Here is an 18,208-nt window from a genome sequence, read left to right as displayed (position 1 = left end):
TGGGTTCGGCACGAACGGTCCCATCCTGCCAGTCGCGCGCCCGCGCGTCGCCCTCGGGCTTCGCGCGGGCGCGCCGCCTCACGCCACGAAGGGGCGATCGGTCGCCTGCACGGGCGCCGGCAGCTCGCTCGAGCCCTCCAGGTACGCGTCCACCGCGGCGGCGGCGGCGCGACCCTCGGCGATCGCCCAGACGATGAGCGATGCGCCTCGGCCCGCGTCGCCGGCGACGAAGACGCCGGGCCTGTCGGTCGAGAAGTCGGGGCGTCGCTGCGGCAGGCCGCGCTCGAAGGGCACCTGCAGCGCATCGCCGATCGACGCATCCGCGCCGGTGAAGCCGAGCGCGAGCAGCACGAGGTCTGCGGGGATCTCGCGCTCCGTGCCCGGCTTCGGACGACGGGTGCCGTCGACGACCTCGGTCTCCGCGATCTTGAGGGCCCGCACCTCGCCGGAGGCGTTCGCGAGGAACTCGACGGTGGAGGCGAGGTAGTGGCGCTCGCCGCCCTCCTCGTGGCTGGACTGCACCTCGAAGAGGTTCGGGTGCACGGGCCAGGGCTGGTGCTCCGGCCGCTCGCTGGGCGGCTGCACGCCGATCGCGAGGTTCGTGACCGAGAGGGCGCCCTGCCGGTGCGCCGTGCCGATGCAGTCGGCTCCGGTGTCGCCGCCGCCGAGCACCACGACGTGCTTGCCGCTCGCGCTGATCTGGTTGGCGACCTGCGTGCCCGCGACCGCGCGGTTCTGCTGCACGAGGTACTCCATCGCCAGGTGCACGCCGGCGAGCTCGCGCCCGGGGATCTCGAGCTCGCGCGCCGCGGGAGCGCCCGTCGCGACGATCACCGCGTCGAACCGGTCGGCGAGATCCTCCCAGCTCAGGTCGCGCCCGATCTGGACGCCCGCGCGGAAGCGCGTGCCCTCCGCCTGCATCTGCGCCAGCCGCGCCTCGAGCGTGCGCTTCTCGAGCTTGAAGTCGGGGATGCCGTAGCGCAGCAGCCCGCCGATGCGATCGTCGCGCTCGTAGACGGCGACGGTGTGCCCGGCGCGCGTCAGCTGCTGCGCCGCCGCGAGCCCCGCAGGCCCGGATCCGACCACCGCGACCGTCTTGCCGGTCAGGCGCGCAGGCGGGTGCGGCTCCGTCCAGCCGTTGGCGAAGGCCTCGTCGGCGATGGTCTGCTCGATCGACTTGATCGTCACGGCCGGCTGGTTGATGCCGAGCACGCAGGACGACTCGCAGGGCGCGGGGCACAGGCGCCCCGTGAGCTCCGGGAAGTTGTTCGTCGCGTGCAGGCGGTCGCTCGCCGCGCGGCCCTCGCCGCGCCAGGTGAGGTCGTTCCACTCGGGGATCAGGTTGCCGAGCGGGCAGCCCTGGTGGCAGAACGGCACGCCGCAGTCCATGCAGCGCCCCGCCTGCCGCTTCAGCACGGCCTTGTCGCCCGGTTCGCCGATCTCGCGCCAGTCGAGGATGCGGACCGGCACCGGCCGCTTCTTCGGGAGCTCGCGCTCCGTCACCTTCAGGAATCCACGAGGATCAGCCACCGGTCACCTCCAGGATCTTGCGCCAGATGTTGTCGGAATCGGGGTCGAGCCCCTGCTGCTCGGCATCGAGCCGGATGTCGCGGACCATGGCCCAGTCGCGCGGCACGAGCTTCGAGAAGCGCGCGAGCCCCTCGGCCAGCAGCGCCTCGGCGACCGCCGAGCCCGTGAGCTCGAGGTGCCGCGCGAGGATCGCGCGCAGCTCGATCGCGTCCTCCTCGGAGAGCGGGTCTACCCGCAGCTCGCCCTGGTGGAACGAGTCCTGGTTGAGCAGGCGCCGGTCGAGGTCCAGGATGTAGGCGCTGCCGCCCGACATGCCGGCCCCGATGTTGCGGCCGGTGGGTCCGAGGATGACCGCGGTGCCGCCCGTCATGTACTCGAGCGCGTGATCGCCGACGCCCTCGCAGACGGCGGTCGCGCCGGAGTTGCGCACCAGGAAGCGCTCGCCGACGACGCCCCGCAGGTAGAGCTCGCCGCTCGTGGCGCCGTAGCCGATGACGTTGCCGGCGATCACGTTGTGCTCGGCGACGAGCGCGGCGTCGGCCGGCGGTCGCACCGTGATGAGGCCGCCGGAGAGGCCCTTGCCGACGTAGTCGTTCGCGTCGCCGTGGAGGCGCAGCGAGATGCCCCGCGGCACGAAGGCCCCCAGCGACTGACCCGCCGAGCCGCGCAGCGTCAGGTCGACCGTGCCGGGCTCGAGCCCGGCGGCACCCGCTCGCTTCGTGACGGCGTTGCCGAGCATCGTGCCGAGCGCGCGATCGGTGTTCGCGATGTCGAGGTCGAGCACGAGCCGCTCCCCCGCGTCGAGCGCCCGCGCGAGCTCCGGCAGGAGCCGCGTGTCGAGCTGCTGCTCGAGCTCGTGATCCTGGTCGGTCATCCGGCGTGGGGCGCCCTGCGCCCCCGCCGGCGGCGTGAGGACGCGGGCGAGGTCGAGGCCCTGCGCCTTCCAGTGCTGGACCGCGGGGTCGACGTCGAGCAGGTCGGAGCGCCCGATGGCCTCGTCGATCGAGCGCAGCCCCAGCTCGGCGAGCTGCTCGCGCACCTGCTGCGCCAGGAACTCGAAGAACTGCACCACGAACTCGGGCTTGCCGGTGAAGCGCTCGCGCAGCGCCGGGTTCTGCGTGGCGACCCCCACGGGGCAGGTGTCGAGGTGGCAGACGCGCATCATGATGCAGCCGGAGACCACCAGCGGCGCGGTCGCGAAGCCGAACTCCTCAGCACCCAGCAGGGCGCCGATGATGACGTCGCGGCCCGTCTTCAGCTGCCCGTCGACCTGCACGCTCACGCGCTCTCGCAGGCCGTTCATCATGAGCGTGTGCTGCGTCTCGGCCAGCCCGATCTCCCACGGGGTGCCGGCGTGCTTCAGCGAGTTCAGCGGGCTCGCGCCGGTGCCGCCGTCGTGGCCGGAGACCATCACGACGTCGGCCTTCGCCTTCGCGACGCCCGCCGCGACCGCGCCGATGCCCGACTGCGAGACGAGCTTGACGTGCACCCGAGCGGATGCGTTGGCGCGCTTCAGGTCGAAGATGAGCTGCTTGAGATCCTCGATGGAGTAGATGTCGTGGTGCGGCGGGGGCGAGATGAGGCCGACGCCGGCGGTCGCGTGGCGGGTGCGCGCGACCCACGGGTAGACCTTGCCCGGCGGCAGCTGGCCGCCCTCGCCGGGCTTGGCGCCCTGCGCCATCTTGATCTGGATGTCGTCGGCGTGCGTGAGGTACATGCTCGTCACGCCGAAGCGCCCGGAGGCGACCTGCTTGATCGCGCTGCGGCGCTCGGGGTCGAGCAGCCGGTCGACATCCTCACCGCCCTCGCCGGTGTTCGACTTCGCGCCGAGCCGGTTCATCGCGATCGCGAGCGTCTCGTGCGCCTCCTGGGAGATCGAGCCGTAGCTCATCGCGCCGGTGGAGAAGCGCTTGACGATCTCGCTGATCGGCTCGACCTCGTCGACCGGGATCGCCGTGGTCGTGTCGGTGCGCAGCCGCATGAGGCCGCGGAGCGTCTTCAGCTCGGCAGCCTGGTCGTCCACGAGCCGCGCGTAGTCCTGGAACACCTCGTAGCGGCCCGTGCGGGTCGCGTGCTGCAGCTTGAAGACCGTCTCGGGGTTGAACAGGTGGGGTGCGCCGTCGCGGCGCCACTGGTACTCGCCGCCGGTGCCGAGCCGCTCGTGCGCGAACGGCGCCCGCTCGTCCGGGTAGGCGGCGCGGTGCCGCATCCGGTTCTCCTCGGCGATCACGTCGAGCCCGACGCCGCCGAGCGGCGAGTGGGTGCCGGTGAAGTACCGGTCCACGAGCTCCTGCGACAGCCCGACGGCCTCGAAGGCCTGCGCGCCGCCGTAGGAGCCGACGGTCGAGATGCCCATCTTCGACATGATCTTCGTCACGCCCTTGCCGAGCGCCTTGATGAGGTTGCGCACCGCCGTCTCGACGTCGGCACCCAACTGGCCGGAGAGCGCGAGCTGCTCGGCGGTCTCCATCGCGAGGTAGGGGTTGATGGCGCTCGCGCCGTAGCCGATGAGCAGCGCGACGTGGTGCACCTCGCGCACGTCGCCCGCCTCGACGACGATGCCGACGCGCATGCGGGTGGATGCGCGGATCAGGTGGTGGTGCACCGCGCTCACCATGAGCAGGGTCGGGATGGGCGCGAGCTGGTCGGTCGAGTCGCGATCGGAGAGGATCACGTACTGCGCCCCGTCGACGATCGCCTCGTCGACCTCGCGGCACATCTCGGCGATCCGCGCCTCCATGGCGTCGGGCCCGTCCTCCACGCGGTAGAGGCCCTTGACGACGACCGTCCGTCGGGAGCCGGGCGTGCGGTCGATCGAGCGGATCTTCGCGAGGGCGTCGTTGTCGATCACGGGGAAGTCGAGGATGATCTGGCTCGCGTGCGAGGGCGTCGCGGTCAGGAGGTTGCGCACGGGCCCGAGACCCATCGTCATGCTCGTGACGATCGACTCGCGCAGCGAGTCCAGCGGCGGGTTCGTCACCTGAGCGAATGCCTGCTTGAAGTAGTCGAACAGCAGTCGCGGGCGCTCCGCGAGCACCGCGATCGGGGTGTCGGAGCCCATCGCGCCGAGCGGCTCGGCACCGCTCTTCGCCATCGGGGCGATGAGGATCTTCACCTCCTCCTCGGTGTAGCCGAAGGTGCGCTGGCGACGCGTGACGGACGCGGCGGTGTGCGCGACGTGCTCGCGGTCGGGCAGGTCGGCGAGGTGGATGCGGCTCGACTCCAGCCACTCGCCCCACGGCTGCATGCCGGCGAGGTCGCGCTTCACCTCCTCGTCGGGCACGATGCGCCCTGCCTCGGTGTCGATGAGGAAGAGCACGCCCGGCTGGAGGCGGCCGCGCCGCACCACCCGGCTCGGCTCGATCGGCAGCACCCCGGTCTCGGAGGCCAGCACCACGAGCCCGTCGGAGGTCTCGAGCCAGCGACCGGGCCGCAGGCCGTTGCGGTCGAGCGTCGCCCCCACGAGCGAGCCGTCGGTGAAGCTGATGGCCGCCGGGCCGTCCCACGGCTCCATGAGCAGCGAGTGGTACTCGGCGAAGTCGCGCAGCTCCTGGGGCATGTCCGGCTGGTTCTCCCATGCCGGCGGCACCATCATCGCGATCGCGTGCGGCAGCGAGCGACCGGCGAGGGTCAGCAGCTCGAGCACCTCGTCGAAGGACGCGGAGTCGCTCATGCCCGGCGTCACGATGGGCTTCAGCGGCCGCAGGTCGCCGAGCAGCTCGCTCGCCAGCTGCGACTCGCGCGCGGCCATCCAGTTGCGGTTGCCCTCGACCGTGTTGATCTCGCCGTTGTGCGCGATCATGCGCAGCGGCTGCGCGAGCGGCCAGGACGGGAAGGTGTTCGTCGAGTAGCGGGAGTGGACGATCGCGAGCTTCGTCTGGAAGCGCTCGTCGGAGAGGTCGGGGTAGAACGGCTCGAGCTGGAGCGTCGTCACCATGCCCTTGTAGGTGATGGTGCGGCTCGACAGCGAGGGGAGGTACTCCCCCAGCTCGCGCTCGATGCGCTTGCGCAGGCGCCAGGTGAGGCGGTCGAGCTCGATGCCGGTCGTCGGGCCGTTGGCGCCCGTGACGAAGAGCTGGTGGATGGACGGCATGGCCGCCCTGGCGAGGGCGCCGAGCGCCTCGGGCGCCGTCGGCACCTCCCGCCAGCCGAGCACGCGCAGGCGCTCCTGGCCGGCGAGCTCCCAGATGCGATCCTGGATGCGCTCCCGCTCGGCGGTGTCGAGGGGCAGGAAGGCGAGGCCCGCAGCGTAGGTGCCCGCCTCCGGCAGCGCGAAGTCGACCACGGCGCGCAGGAACGCGTCCGGCATCTGGGTCAGGATGCCGGCGCCGTCGCCCGTGCCGGCGTCGGAGCCGACCGCACCGCGATGCTCGAGGTTGCGCAGCGCGTCGAGCGCGAGCGCGACGATGTCGTGGCCTGCCGTGCCGCGCGTGGTGGCGACCATCGCCAGGCCGCACGAATCGCGCTCGTGCCTCGGGTCGTACATCCCGGAGGCGGCCGGCAGGCCGAGGCCCCGTGAGGTGAACGCGCCGTTCGAGCGATCGCTGATGGTACGCATCATGCTCCTCTGCTGTGCTGCTTGCGTGCGGAGCGGGACACCGTCGGCCCGCGAGCGCGCTGGGGAGCGCGCGGTGCTACGTGGTTGCGGCCGCGGGTTGTGCGGCGGGATCCTCTGCGTCGTCCTGGGTGCGGGACTCGGGGAGATCCGTGTAGGTCTCCGAGTCTACGCCCTCCTCAGCGCCGGGCTCGCGCCCCGGCATCCACGGCGAGGGCTCGAGCCCCGCGTGCCGCCTCGTCTGCACCAGCCACACCACCACGCCGACCGCGATCGCGATGAAGGCCATCCAGACGTTCGTGCGGATGCCGAGGAGCAGCTCCGAGGGGTCGAGGCGGATGGTCTCGAAGACCGAGCGGCCGAGGCCGTACCAGATGAGGTAGAGCGCGATCAGGCGGCCCCACTGCACGTCGCGCTTGCGGTCGAGCCACAGCAGCACGGCCGCGCCGAGCAGGTTCCAGACGATCTCGTACGCGAAGGTCGGGTGGAAGAGCGTGTCGGCCGGCAGCCCGACGGGGAACGACGGGTTGGTCGCCTCGATCTCGAGCCCCCACGGCAGGTCGGTGGGCTGCCCGAAGAGCTCGTGGTTGAACCAGTTGCCCAGCCGGCCGAAGGCCTGGGCGATGAGGAGCCCCGGCGCGAGCGCGTCGACGAAGGTGCTGAACCGCAGGCCGGAGAGGCGGCAGCCGATCCAGATGCCGACGGCGCCGCCGATGAGGGCGCCGAAGATCGCGATGCCGCCCTCCCAGATGTAGAAGGCGGTCATCGGGTCGCGGCCCGCGCCGAAGTAGTCGTCCGGGTGCGTGATCACGTGGAAGACGCGCGCGGCGGCGATGCCGAGCAGCACGGCCCACACCGCGACGTCGATGACGTAGCCCGCCTCGACCCCCCGCTGGCGCAGCCGGTAGCCCGTGAGCACCGTGGCTATCAGGATCCCGACCAGGATGCAGATCGCGTAGGTCTGGACGCCCCACCCCGGACCGACGATGCGGAACAGGAAGCCCACGGCGACGCCGAACAGCAGGCTCATCGCCAGCGTCCACAGGGCGTCCTTGCGCGTCAGCGTGCCGTTGACGAGCCAGACGGCGAGCACGACGACCGCGATCACGAGGCCCAGCACGAGCCCGAACAGCACCGCGCCGAAGACAGAGCCCTGGATGAGCGGCATGACGCCGATCGCCTCGAGCCACTGGCCGATGGGGACCTGCTGCCACTCGGGGCTGGGGCTGGGGATGCTCTGGAGGAGGCTGGTCACGCGGAGGTGCCCTTTCGTGCGGAGGCCGGCGAGGCCGGGGCGGCTGGGGCGGCTGGGCCGTCGTCGAGTGTACCCAGGGCGAGCGATGCGGCCAGCTCGCGGACCGCGGGCACGCCGCCGTCGCCGAGCGCGCGCACGAGCGCAGAGCCGACGATCGCGCCGTCGGCGTAGTCCAGCACCTGGTGCACGTGCTCGCCGGTGGAGATGCCCACCCCGACGCAGCGCAGCGCGTCGATCCCGAGCGCCCGCGAGCGACCGGCGATGCGGTCGGCGAGCGCCCTGGCTGCCTGGTCGACGTCCTGCCGGGTACCGGTGGTGCCCATCGTGGAGACCGTGTACACGAAGCCGCGGGATGCCTCGATGACCGCGTCGAGCCGCGCGTCCGACGAGGACGGCGCAGCGAGGAAGACGCGGTCGAGGCCGTGGCGCTCCGCCGCGGCGAGCCACGGACCGGCGTTGTCGGGCGTCAGGTCGGGCGTGATCAGGCCCGCCCCGCCGGCAGCGGCGAAGCGCTCGGCGAAGCGCTCGACGCCGTAGCGCAGCACGGGGTTCCAGTAGGTCATCACGAGGATCGGGATGTCGGTCCGGGCGGTCATCGCCTCGATCGACTCGAACAGCTCCTCGAGCCGGAAGCCGCGCGCCAGGGTCGCCTGCGTGGCTGCCTGGATCACCGGCCCGTCCATGCCCGGATCGCTGTAGGGCACGCCCAGCTCGATCGCCGTGAATCCGGCGTCGGCCAGCGCGACGACCGCCTCGACGCACGTCTCCAGATCGGGGTAGCCGGCCGGGAGGTAGCCGATCAGGGCGCGATGGCCCGCCTCGCGGATGGCGCGCTCGGTGCGGCTCTGCGCATGCGGCGCGTGCTGGGGCTCGATCACTGCTGCTGCGCTCCCTCGTCGAGCACCTCGAACCAGCGACCGGCGGTCGCGACATCCTTATCCCCGCGGCCGGAGAGCGACACCAGCAGGGTCGATCCGGGGTGCTCCTCCGCGAGCCGCAGGGCGCCGGCGATGGCGTGCGCCGACTCGATGGCCGGGATGATCCCCTCGGCGCGCGTCAGCGCGAGGAAGGCCTCCATCGCCTCGCTGTCGCTCACCGGCAGGTACTCGGCCCGTCCGAGGTCGTGCAGCCAGGCGTGCTCCGGGCCGACGCCCGGATAGTCCAGGCCCGCCGAGATCGAGTGCGACTCGAGCGTCTGGCCGTCCTCGTCCTGCAGCAGGTAGGTGCGCATGCCGTGCAGCAGCCCGGGCGCGCCGCGCGCGATGGAGAGGGCGTGCTGCTCGGTCTCGGCGCCGTCGCCGGCTGCCTCGAGCCCGATCAGTCGCACGTCGGCGTCGTCGAGGAAGGCGTGGAAGATGCCCATCGCGTTCGAGCCGCCGCCCACGCACGCGAGCACCGCGTCCGGCAGGCCGCCCGTGAGCGCGATCGCCTGCTCGCGCGCCTCGTCGCCGATGGCGCGGTGGAAGTCGCGCACCATCTCGGGGAACGGGTGCGGGCCGGCGACCGTGCCCATCAGGTAGTGGGTGGTGTCGACGTTCGCGACCCAGTCGCGCAGGCCCTCGTTGATCGCGTCCTTCAGCGTGCGAGAGCCGCTCGTCACCGGCACGACCGTCGCCCCGAGCAGGCGCATCCTGGCGACGTTGAGCGCCTGGCGCTCCGTGTCGACCTCGCCCATGTAGACGACGCACTCCATGCCGAACAGCGCCGCCGCCGTCGCCGTCGCGACCCCGTGCTGGCCGGCGCCGGTCTCGGCGATCAGGCGGGTCTTGCCCAGCCGCTGCGCCACGAGCGCCTGGCCGAGCACGTTGTTGATCTTGTGGCTGCCGGTGTGGTTGAGATCCTCGCGCTTCAGCAGGATGCGCGCGCCGGCGCGCTCGCTGAGCCGCGTCGCGTCGGTGAGCAGCGACGGCCGACCCGTGTAGTCGCGGGAGAGCCGCTGGAACTCCGCCTGGAACGCGGGATCCGTCCTGCACTCCTCGTAGCAGGCCGCGAGCTCGTCGATGGCGGCCATGAGCGGCTCGGGCATGAAGACCCCGCCGAAGTCGCCGAACCAGGGTCCGCGGTGGTCGCGGAGCGATGCGGTGCCAGTGGTCATGAAGCCCTCCCGAACTCTGCGACGCGCGACTCGGGGTCGCCGTCGGTGACGAGCGCCTCGCCGACCAGCACCGCATCCGCGCCGTCGCGCCGGTAGCGCGCCACGTCGTCGACGGTGCGCACGCCCGACTCCGCGACCGCGACGGTGCCCGCCGGGATGCGCGTGCGCAGCTCGGCGAAGCGCTCGGGATGCATGGTGAAGGTCTTGAGGTCGCGGGTGTTGACGCCCAGGATGCGCGCGTCGGCCTCGAGCGCGACGTCGATCTCGCGCTCGTCGTGCACCTCCACGAGCACCGAGAGCCCCAGGTCGGCGGCGAAGCGGTGCAGCTGCACCAGGCGCCGCGGCGTCAGCGCGGCGACGATCAGCAGCGCCAGGTCGGCGCCGAAGGCCCGCGCCTCGAGCAGCTGGTACTCGTCGGCGATGAAGTCCTTGCGCAGCACCGGGATGCTGACCCGCTCGCGCACCGCGCGCAGGTCGTCGAGGCTGCCGAGGAACCTGCGCTCCTCGGTCAGCACGCTGATGACGCTCGCCCCGCCCGCTTCGTACTGGGCGGCCAGCACGGCGGGCTCAGGGATGTCGGCGAGCGCGCCCTTCGAGGGGCTCGCTCGCTTCACCTCCGCGATGATGTGCGCGCCGGCGGTGCCAGGCTTCCGGGACGACAGGACGGCGACGGCGTCGAGCGGCTGCCGGGCGGCGTGCGCCAGCGCTTCGAGGCGATCGAGCGGGAGCTGCTCGCGTCGCCGAGCGGCGTCCTCGAGCGCTCCGTCCGTGAGCGCGTCGAGCACGCTCAGTGGTCCTGCGGGCCGAAGCCGGCCTTGACCAGGATCGGCCAGAGGATTGCGCCGACGAGCAGCAGGGCGGCGGAGGCCCACACGAGGATCGGCATGTCGAGGAAGAAGAACAGCGTGCCGGCGGAGACGGCGATGAGCATGACGATGACGCTGATCCACGCCGCTCGCGAGTCGCCGTGGCCGGGGTCCACGAATCGCGGGTCGTAGTCGGCGACGTGCAGCTGGGTGGAGTGCTCCTCGCTGATGCCGTTGCGTGCGTTCACGATGCTCCTCGGGTCGATCTCGGGGCGCACGGGCGCGCCCTCCCCCGAGTCTACCGAGTCGGATCCTCGCCCTCGTCCATGACATCCCACGCGAGCCCGGAGCCGCCCCGCTCGTAGCGCGCCGTGCGGGCTGCGCGCGCGGGCCACCGGTGCGAGGTGGCGAGCACCCACAGGCCCAGCAGCACGGCCAGGGCGCCGGCGACGAGGCCGGCATCCGGCCAGCCGCTCGCCGTCAGCCGGACGACCTCGGATGCGTGCCCGGTGCCGGCGAGGCCCGTCGCCTCGGCCACGAGCGCGTCGAGCGCCGCGCCCACCTGCTGCTTGGCGGCGAGCGTCGTGGCGATCGCCGCAGCGCCGAGCACGATGCCGAGCGCACCGAGGATCCAGCGCCACACGCGGCCGGCGAGCGGCAGCACCAGGGCGAGCGCCGCCCACGCGAACGCGGTCATGGTCAGGCCCGGCGCCAGCTGCTGCCCCGGCGCATCCAGGGTCCGGCCGTCCACCAGCGCGACGCTGCCCCACGGCTGCGTCGAGGCCAGCAGGCCGAGCGCAGCGGCCAGCAGCAGGCCGAGCGCGGCGATCGAGCGCCCTCGCGCGATGAGCCCGGTCACGGCGCGGCCGTCCCCCGGTCCGCCCGCGCGCGGGCCGTCTGCATCGAGGATGCGACCGCCACCGCTCGCAGCGGCGCCGCGGCCTTGCTGCGCACCTCCTGCAGCTCGGCCTCGGGGTCGCTGTCCGCGACGAGGCCCGCACCCGACTGCACGTGCGCGACCCCGTCGCGCATCGTGACCGTGCGGATGGCGATCGCGAGATCCGCGTCCCCCGCCAGGTCGAGCCACCCCACGACTCCGCCGTAGACGCCGCGCTGCGCGCTCTCGAGCTCGTCGATCAGCTCGAGCGCGCGCGGCTTCGGCGCCCCTGAGAGCGTGCCGGCCGGGAAGGTGGCGCGGAAGGCGTCCACCGCCGAGGCGTCCGGGCGCATCTCGCCCTCGACGGTCGAGACGATGTGCATGATGTGGCTGAAGCGCTCGATCGCCATCAGCTCCGTCACCGCGACGGTGCCTGCGCGGCAGACCTTCGACAGGTCGTTGCGCGCGAGGTCGACGAGCATGACGTGCTCGCTGCGCTCCTTGGGGTCGGCGAGCAGATCCTCGGCGAGGTCGCGATCCGCGTTCGCGTCCGCGCCGCGCGGGCGGCTGCCGGCGATCGGATGCATCGTCGCGCGCCCCTCGTGCACCGTCACGAGCGCCTCGGGGCTCGAGCCGACGACGGCGTAGGGCTCGCCGTCGGCCGTCTCGAGGCTCAGCAGGTAGAGGTAGGGCGAGGGGTTCAGCACGCGCAGCGCGCGGTAGACCTCGAGCGGGTCGGCCTCGGTCGGGAGGTCGAAGCGCGTGGAGAGCACGACCTGGAAGACGTCGCCGTCGACGATGTGGCGCTTCGAGGCCTGCACCATGCCGCGGAACTCGTCAGCGCTCACGCGCGCGGTCGCCTCGGGCTGCGCATCCCGGTCGAGCACGGCGATCGAGCCGGGCGCCGCCGCCGTCAGCTGCTCCTCGAGCGCGTCGAGCCGCGCCTGGGCGTCGTCCCACAGCGCATCCGCTGCGGCCCCGTCGTTCAGCACGTTGGCGACGAGGTGCGCGCTGCCGGTGCGGTGGTCGAGCACGACCATGGTGGAGACGAGCTGCATCGCGATCGCGGGCACGTCGACCTCGCGGGCTGGGGCGTGCGGCAAGCGCTCGATCTCGCGCACGGCCTCCCAGCCGATGTGGCCCACCAGACCGCTCGTCAGGCGCGGCAGGCCGGGGATGCGCGGCGTCGACCAGCGGCGCAGGACGTGCTCGACCGTCGCGAGGCCGCCCGCGGGCGGATCGCTGCCGAGGAGCCGCTCGGCACCGACGTGCTCGGAGCGCCACGACACCACCCCGCGGTCGGCGGTCAGCTGCCCGAACGAGTCGACGCCGACGAAGGAGTAGCGGTTCCAGACCCCCTGCTGCGCCGACTCGAGGAGGAAGCTGCCGGGTCGCCCGCCGGTGAGCCGCCGGTAGACGCCCACGGGCGTCTCGGCGTCGAGGAAGACCTCGCGCACGACGGGCACGACGCGGTGGTCGGGCAGGAGCGCGTCGAAGGCTGCCCTCGAGCCGCCCGGCTCAGCGGGCTGCGGGCGCGACTGCTCGGCCATCACGTCGCCACCCCGGTCGGGATCGGCGTGAAGAAGCAGGACCGGGCGCCCGTGTGGCACGCCGGACCCGTCTGGACGACGCGGATCAGCAGCGCGTCGCCGTCGCAGTCGATCGCGATCGAGCGGGGCACCTGCGTGTTGCCGGAGGTGTCGCCCTTGCGCCAGTACTCCTGTCGCGAGCGCGACCAGAACGTCACGCGGCCCTCGCTCGCCGTGCGGCGCAGGGCCTCGTCGTCCATGTAGCCGACCATCAGCACCTCGCCGGTCGTGTCGTCCTGGATCACCGCGGCCACGAGGCCGTCGGCGTCCTTCTTCATCTGCGGCATGCCGTCTCCGCTCATCGCACCGTCACCCCCGCTGCGCGCATCGCGCCCTTGACCTCGCCGATCGTGCACTGCCCGGTGTGGAAGATGCTGGCGGCGAGCACCGCATCGGCCCCCGCCTCGACCGCCGGCGCGAAGTGCGCGGGCTCGCCGGCGCCGCCGGAGGCGATCACCGGCGTCGATGCCGCAGCGCGCACGAGGCGCAGCAGCTCGAGGTCGAAGCCCTGCTTCGTGCCGTCGGCGTCGATCGAGTTGACGAGCAGCTCGCCGACCCCGCGGGAGACGGCCTCCTCGGCCCAGCGGATGGCGTCGAGCCCCGCACCGCGCGCGCCGCCGTGCGTCGTGACCTCGAACCCGCTCGGCATCGCGGGGTCGCGTCGCACGTCGAGCGAGAGCACCAGCACCTGCGACCCGAAGTCCGCCACGATGCGATCGATGAGCTCGGGGTCGCGGATCGCGGCGGAGTTGACGCCCACCTTGTCGGCGCCGTGCGCGAGCAGTCGCGCCACGTCGTCGCGGGTGCGCACGCCGCCGCCGACGGTGAGCGGGATGAAGATCTGCTCGGCGCAGCGCTCGACGACGTCGAGCATCGTGCCGGCATCCTCGACGGTCGCCTTCACGTCGAGGAAGGTGAGCTCGTCAGCGCCCTGCTCGGCGTAGCGGGCCGCGAGCTCGACCGGGTCGCCCTGATCGGTGAGGCCCTGGAACCTCACGCCCTTCACGACCCTGCCGTGCGCGACGTCGAGGCACGGGATGACTCGAGTGGCGAGCATCGTGGCTCCTGTCTGCGTTCGGATCAGATGCGCGCGGCGTGGATGCGCGAGACGATGATCGCGCGGGCGCCGGCGTCGGCGAGGGAATCCATGATCTGGTTGGTGTCGTCGCGGCGCACCATGACGCGCACCGCCACCCAGCCCTCCTTCTGGAGCGGGCTCACGGTCGCGGACTCGAACCCGCGGGCGACAGCGGTCGCGGCGTCGAGGCGCGAGCGCTCGATGTCGTAGTCGACCATCACGTAGTCGCGCGCGACCATGACCCCGTCGATGCGACGCTTGAGCGTCGCGAGCCCCGGGTGGTCCGCGCCGTTCGAGATGAGCACGGCCTCGCTCGTCAGGATCGGGTCGCCGAAGACCTCGAGGCCCTGCGCGCGCAGCGTCGCGCCGGTCTCGACGACGTCGGCCACCGCGTCCGCGACCCCGAGACGGACCGCGGACTCGACGGCGCCGTCGAGGCGCACGAGCTCAGCCGTGATGCCCATCGACGCGAGGTGCCGCTCGACGAGCAGGGTGTAGCTCGTGGCGATGCGCACGCCCTGCAGGTCGGCCGCGGAGCCGAAGCGGCCGGCAGGCCCGGCGAAGCGGAAGGTGGAGCGGGCGAAGCCGAGCGGCTCGATCTCGACGGCCGTCGAGCCGGAGTCCAGCAGCAGGTCGCGCCCGGTGATGCCGACGTCGAGCGCGCCGGAGCCGACGTAGGTCGCGATGTCGCGCGGGCGGAGGAAGAAGAACTCCACCTCGTTGCGCGCGTCGACGACGATGAGCTCCTTGCCGTCGCGGCGGCCGCGGTAGCCGGCCTCGTCGAGCATCCAGGCGGCCGTCTCGGCCAGCGAGCCCTTGTTGGGCACAGCGATCTTGAGCATTGCTTCCTTCAGGTCTGACGGCCGTTGCCGGCGGGGGCGGGGCGGGGCGTCAGAGATGTCGGTAGACGTCCTGCGGCGAGAGGCCCTTCGCGACCATGAGCACCTGCAGGTGGTAGAGCAGCTGCGAGATCTCGAGCGCGGTGTCCTCGTCGGTCTCGTGCTCCGCCGCCATCCAGACCTCAGCGGCCTCCTCGACGATCTTCTTGCCGATCGCGTGCACGCCCGCGTCCACGAGCTCGACGGTGCGCGAGCCCTCGCGACGCTCGGAGACGGTGCGCTCGAGCTCGCCGAACAGCTCGTCGAAGGTCTTCACGCTCCCAGGCTACCCGTCGGGGCGCTGCCGCTGGACGTCGCTCCGCTGCCGCGGGCATCGGCGGCGGCCGAGCCGCGGCTGATCGCGCGCAGGTCGATGCGCCCGGTGTCGAAGGCGCCGCTGCCCGCGTCCCGCAGCGCAGCGATGCGCTCGGCCGGTGCCGCGTGCCCGTAGACCGCGCTGCCTGCCACGAAGACGTCGGCGCCCGAGGCGGCTGCGATCGGCAGCGTGTCGGCGGTGATGCCGCCGTCGACCTGCAGCGCGAGCTCGATGCCCAGGTCTTCCGCGCGGCTCCGCAGGGCCTCGACCTTCGGCATCATCTCGCCCATGAAGGACTGCCCGCCGAAGCCCGGCTCGACCGTCATGACGAGCACCATGTCGAACTCCCGCAGGTGCTCGAGCACGTCGTCGACGAGCGTTCCTGGCTTCAGGGCGATGGCCGATCGGGTGCCGCGCGCCCGCAGCTCGCGAGCGAGCGCCACGGCGTCGCGCGTCGCCTCGGCGTGGAACGTGACCGAGTCGACGCCGTCGATCGCGTACTGCGGCGCCCACGTGTCCGGGTCGTCGATCATCAGGTGCACGTCGATCGGCAGGCTCGTGACCTCGGCGATGCGCTGCACCATGGGCAGGCCGAAGGTGAGGTTCGGCACGAAGTGCGCGTCCATGACGTCGACGTGCACGCCATCAGCGCTCGCGATCCTCTCGAGGTCTCGCTCGAGGTTCACGAAGTCGGCCGACAGGATGCTGGGGTGGATCCTGACCATGGCTTCCAGCCTATCCGCCTGCGGGTGCCGCGGCATCCGCCGCTGCAGCGGCCGCGGGCCCTGCTCCCGCATCCGCCGTCGTCAGCAGCTGGATGAACATGGCGTCGGTGCCGTTGCGATGCGGCCAGAGCTGCACGGCGTCGCCCGTCTCCCCCAGCGCGATGCCCGGCGAGAGCTCGCGCACCACCGCCCGGGTGTCGAGCGGCACGAGGCCGAGCGCTGCAGCGCGCTCGATCACCGCTCGGGTCTCGGCCAGGTGCGGCGAGCAGGTGACGTAGGCGATGATGCCGCCCGGCTTCAGTGCACGGGCGGATGCCTCGAGCAGCTCGGCCTGCAGGGACGCGAGCGCCGGCACGTCACCGGGCTGCTTGCGCCAGCGGGCCTCCGGTCGGCGCCGCAGCGCGCCGAGCCCCGTGCAGGGGGCGTCGAGCAGGATGCGGTCGAACGCGCCGGTCGTCTCACCGCGGCCGTAGCGGCGGCCGTCGCCGATCACGACGCTCGACTCGAGCGCAGGCGCGGCGGCCTGCACGGCGCGCATCGCCTGGCGGACGAGCTTGGCTCGGTGCGGCAGCACCTCGTTGGCCTCGAGCACCGCGCCGGAGAGCGCGGCCTCCGCTGCCATCAGCGCCGCCTTGCCGCCGGGCCCGGCGCACAGGTCGAGCCAGCGCTCCCCCCGCTCCGCCCGGCGCGCTCGGGTGAGCGCCAGCGCGGCGAGCTGGCTGCCGGCATCCTGCACCCGCCACGTGCCGTCGGCGATCTCGGCGACGCGCGCCGGGTCCCCGGCGGGCGCGACCCGACCGATCGGGCTCGCGGTCGGCTCCAGGCCCAGCGCATCCGGCTCGGCGAGCCCCGGCAGGGCGACCAGCTGCACGGCGGGCGGGTCGTTGTCGGCGGCGAGCAGAGCGGGCAGCTCGTCGGCGGCCCCCTCTCGCTCGAGGGTGCGTCGCAGCGCGCGCAGCACCCACGCGGGGTGACCGCTCTCGAGCGCGAGCCGCTCGTCGTCGCTCAGGCCCGCGGTGATCGTGGCGAGGCGCTCCTCGGCGGGCACCTCGGAGAGCCGGCGCAGCACCGCGTTGGCGAAGCCAGCCCGGCCGCGATGGTGGCGCAGCAGCGCGACGGTCTCGTGCACGGCCGCGTGCGAGGGCACGCGCATGCGGCTGAGCTGGTGCGAGCCGATGCGCAGCGTCGCGAGCGTCTCCGGATCGATCTCGGCGATCGGCCGGCCCGCGGCATCGGCGATCAGCGCGTCGTGCTGCCCCTGCCAGCGCAGGGTGCCGTAGGCGAGCTCGGTCGCGAAGCCCGCGTCGGCCGGGCTGAGGCCAGCGTCGCGGATGCGCTGCGGCAGCAGCAGGTTGGCGTAGGCGTCGTCGCGGTCGACGTCGAGCACCACGTCGCGAGCGACCAGGCGGGGATCGGGCTTGCTCATGGGCGGGCCTCCGGTGCTGCGGCCGTCGGCGTAGCCGTCGACAGCGCGAAGCGGGCGGAACCCCCGCGCCCGCGCAGCCAGTCGGCACCGGCCATCGGCCGCTTGCCCGCCGGCTGCACCTCGCGCAGCTCGAGCGGCGCGCTGCCCGTGCCGACCACCGCGACGCGCCCGGCGAGCGCAGCGACGCCCGGGGGCAGCGGCGCAGCGCCCGAGCGCGCGAGCGCGAGCAGCTTCACGCGCTCGCCCGTGCCGCTCCCGCCGCCGGCATCGGCCTCGCCCGAGGCGTCCTCCGCCAGCATCGCGTGCGCGCCGGGCTCGGGCGTCACTCCGCGCCAGCGGTCGAGCACCGCCGGCGCGGCCTGCGCGAGGTCGAGCGCGCCGTCCGCGAGCGACAGCTTCGGCGCGAGGGTGGGCTCGCCGAGCTGCTGCTCGAACACCGCCGTGCCGGCCTCGATGGCGTCGACGGCCCCGACGAGCTCGTGCGCGCCCAGCTCGGCCAGCCGAGCCAGCAGGGTGCCCGCGGTCGCGCCCTCCTCGACCGCGGCCTCGCGCATCCGCACCACCGGGCCCGCATCCAGCTCCTCGACGAGCCGGAAGACGCTGACGCCGGTGACGCGTCGACCGTCGATGAGCGCGCGCTGCACCGGCGCTGCGCCGCGGTAGTCGGGCAGCAGCGAGAAGTGCAGGTTGATCCAGCCGTGCGGCGGCGCCGAGAGCAGCGGCTCGCGCACCAGGCCGCCGTAGGCGACGACGACGGCCAGCTCCGGCGCGAGCGCCGCGAAGCGCTCGGTCACCGCGTCGTCGAGCCGGTTCGCCTCGATCACCTCGAGACCGAGCGCGAGCGCCGCCTCGGCGACGGGCGTCGGGGTGAGCACGCGCCTGCGGCCCTGCGGCGAAGCGGCTCGCGTGATCACCGCGGCGACCTCGTGCCGCTGCGCGAGGGCCTCGAGGCTGGGGACTGCTGCTGCCGGGCTGCCGGCGAAGACGATGCGCATGGTTCCTTCGTGTCGGGTGGCGAGTGTCGGGTGTCGGGTGTCGGGTGTCGGGTGGGATGCGGTGGGGGCTCGCGCGCTGTGGC

At 73.1% G+C, this 18,208-nt stretch carries 16 protein-coding genes; all 16 read right to left on the bottom strand.

Features of this window, described 5'->3' with window-relative positions; genetic code table 11:
- Nucleotides 1-78: 78 nt before the first annotated feature.
- The 16 genes from AA0Z99_RS04760 to AA0Z99_RS04685 all read right to left on the bottom strand — a co-directional run bounded on the left by AA0Z99_RS04760 (nucleotide 79) and on the right by AA0Z99_RS04685 (nucleotide 18,125).
- Nucleotides 79-1,530 carry a glutamate synthase subunit beta gene (locus AA0Z99_RS04760; protein WP_413319944.1) on the bottom strand — a complete coding sequence of 484 codons (1,452 nt, stop codon included), beginning with the start codon at nucleotides 1,528-1,530 and terminating at the stop codon, nucleotides 79-81.
- Nucleotides 1,523-6,091 (bottom strand): glutamate synthase large subunit, encoded by a 4,569-nt coding sequence (gene gltB / locus AA0Z99_RS04755; RefSeq protein WP_413319942.1) that lies wholly within the window; start codon nucleotides 6,089-6,091, stop codon nucleotides 1,523-1,525. Before gltB ends, AA0Z99_RS04760 begins: the two co-directional genes overlap by 8 nt.
- Nucleotides 6,092-6,164: 73 nt before the next feature.
- Entirely contained in the window at nucleotides 6,165-7,340 is a 1,176-nt protein-coding gene (gene lgt / locus AA0Z99_RS04750) for a prolipoprotein diacylglyceryl transferase (protein WP_413319940.1), read from the bottom strand.
- A complete protein-coding gene (trpA, locus tag AA0Z99_RS04745) occupies nucleotides 7,337-8,215 on the bottom strand; it encodes a tryptophan synthase subunit alpha (protein WP_413320774.1) in 879 nt (292 codons plus the stop codon). Before trpA ends, lgt begins: the two co-directional genes overlap by 4 nt.
- Nucleotides 8,215-9,435: a tryptophan synthase subunit beta gene (trpB, locus tag AA0Z99_RS04740; RefSeq protein ID WP_413319938.1), complete on the bottom strand. Its 1,221-nt coding sequence runs from the start codon at nucleotides 9,433-9,435 to the stop codon at nucleotides 8,215-8,217. The genes trpA and trpB overlap by 1 nt, the downstream gene beginning before the upstream one ends.
- Nucleotides 9,432-10,220: an indole-3-glycerol phosphate synthase TrpC gene (gene trpC, locus AA0Z99_RS04735; protein WP_413319936.1), complete on the bottom strand. Its 789-nt coding sequence runs from the start codon at nucleotides 10,218-10,220 to the stop codon at nucleotides 9,432-9,434. Before trpC ends, trpB begins: the two co-directional genes overlap by 4 nt.
- A 2-nt stretch (nucleotides 10,221-10,222) precedes the next feature.
- Nucleotides 10,223-10,489, bottom strand: a complete 267-nt coding sequence (locus AA0Z99_RS04730) for a DUF6704 family protein (protein ID WP_413319934.1) — start codon at nucleotides 10,487-10,489, stop codon at nucleotides 10,223-10,225.
- A 50-nt stretch (nucleotides 10,490-10,539) separates the two neighbouring features.
- Nucleotides 10,540-11,100, bottom strand: coding sequence for a Trp biosynthesis-associated membrane protein (locus AA0Z99_RS04725; RefSeq protein WP_413319932.1), 561 nt, complete (start codon nucleotides 11,098-11,100; stop codon nucleotides 10,540-10,542).
- Complete coding sequence (locus AA0Z99_RS04720; protein WP_413319930.1) at nucleotides 11,097-12,668, bottom strand: chorismate-binding protein; 1,572 nt, start codon at nucleotides 12,666-12,668, stop codon at nucleotides 11,097-11,099. The genes AA0Z99_RS04725 and AA0Z99_RS04720 overlap by 4 nt, the downstream gene beginning before the upstream one ends.
- Nucleotides 12,668-12,994: a phosphoribosyl-AMP cyclohydrolase gene (gene hisI, locus AA0Z99_RS04715; RefSeq protein ID WP_413319928.1), complete on the bottom strand. Its 327-nt coding sequence runs from the start codon at nucleotides 12,992-12,994 to the stop codon at nucleotides 12,668-12,670. Before hisI ends, AA0Z99_RS04720 begins: the two co-directional genes overlap by 1 nt.
- Nucleotides 12,995-13,005: 11 nt before the next feature.
- Nucleotides 13,006-13,764: an imidazole glycerol phosphate synthase subunit HisF gene (gene hisF / locus AA0Z99_RS04710; protein ID WP_413319926.1), complete on the bottom strand. Its 759-nt coding sequence runs from the start codon at nucleotides 13,762-13,764 to the stop codon at nucleotides 13,006-13,008.
- A gap of 23 nt (nucleotides 13,765-13,787) precedes the next feature.
- On the bottom strand, nucleotides 13,788-14,627 hold the full coding sequence (hisG, locus tag AA0Z99_RS04705) for an ATP phosphoribosyltransferase (RefSeq protein WP_413319924.1): 840 nt from the start codon (nucleotides 14,625-14,627) through the stop codon (nucleotides 13,788-13,790).
- 49 nt (nucleotides 14,628-14,676) lie between these two features.
- On the bottom strand, nucleotides 14,677-14,940 hold the full coding sequence (locus AA0Z99_RS04700; RefSeq protein ID WP_413319922.1) for a phosphoribosyl-ATP diphosphatase: 264 nt from the start codon (nucleotides 14,938-14,940) through the stop codon (nucleotides 14,677-14,679).
- On the bottom strand, nucleotides 14,937-15,704 hold the full coding sequence (rpe, locus tag AA0Z99_RS04695; RefSeq protein WP_413319921.1) for a ribulose-phosphate 3-epimerase: 768 nt from the start codon (nucleotides 15,702-15,704) through the stop codon (nucleotides 14,937-14,939). The genes AA0Z99_RS04700 and rpe overlap by 4 nt, the downstream gene beginning before the upstream one ends.
- Before the next feature lie 10 nt (nucleotides 15,705-15,714).
- Nucleotides 15,715-17,130 (bottom strand): RsmB/NOP family class I SAM-dependent RNA methyltransferase, encoded by a 1,416-nt coding sequence (locus AA0Z99_RS04690; RefSeq protein WP_413319919.1) that lies wholly within the window; start codon nucleotides 17,128-17,130, stop codon nucleotides 15,715-15,717.
- Nucleotides 17,127-18,125 (bottom strand): methionyl-tRNA formyltransferase, encoded by a 999-nt coding sequence (locus AA0Z99_RS04685; protein ID WP_413319917.1) that lies wholly within the window; start codon nucleotides 18,123-18,125, stop codon nucleotides 17,127-17,129. The genes AA0Z99_RS04690 and AA0Z99_RS04685 overlap by 4 nt, the downstream gene beginning before the upstream one ends.
- Nucleotides 18,126-18,208 lie beyond the last annotated feature (83 nt).

The organism is Agrococcus phoenicis, from assembly GCF_047302415.1.
Classification (GTDB): domain Bacteria; phylum Actinomycetota; class Actinomycetes; order Actinomycetales; family Microbacteriaceae; genus Agrococcus.
The sequence above is the reverse complement of the archived record's forward strand: the minus strand, read 5'-3'. Positions and strand labels throughout refer to the sequence as shown.

Coding starts and splice junctions, on each gene's coding strand:
- hisF (WP_413319926.1), bottom strand. CDS start 13,764: ATGCTCGCCACTCGAGTCATCCCGTGCCTCGACGTCGCGCACGGCAGG.
- gltB (WP_413319942.1), bottom strand. CDS start 6,091: ATGATGCGTACCATCAGCGATCGCTCGAACGGCGCGTTCACCTCACGG.
- hisG (WP_413319924.1), bottom strand. CDS start 14,627: ATGCTCAAGATCGCTGTGCCCAACAAGGGCTCGCTGGCCGAGACGGCC.
- hisI (WP_413319928.1), bottom strand. CDS start 12,994: ATGCCGCAGATGAAGAAGGACGCCGACGGCCTCGTGGCCGCGGTGATC.
- trpB (WP_413319938.1), bottom strand. CDS start 9,435: ATGACCACTGGCACCGCATCGCTCCGCGACCACCGCGGACCCTGGTTC.
- AA0Z99_RS04690 (WP_413319919.1), bottom strand. CDS start 17,130: ATGAGCAAGCCCGATCCCCGCCTGGTCGCTCGCGACGTGGTGCTCGAC.
- AA0Z99_RS04720 (WP_413319930.1), bottom strand. CDS start 12,668: ATGGCCGAGCAGTCGCGCCCGCAGCCCGCTGAGCCGGGCGGCTCGAGG.
- AA0Z99_RS04685 (WP_413319917.1), bottom strand. CDS start 18,125: ATGCGCATCGTCTTCGCCGGCAGCCCGGCAGCAGCAGTCCCCAGCCTC.
- rpe (WP_413319921.1), bottom strand. CDS start 15,704: ATGGTCAGGATCCACCCCAGCATCCTGTCGGCCGACTTCGTGAACCTC.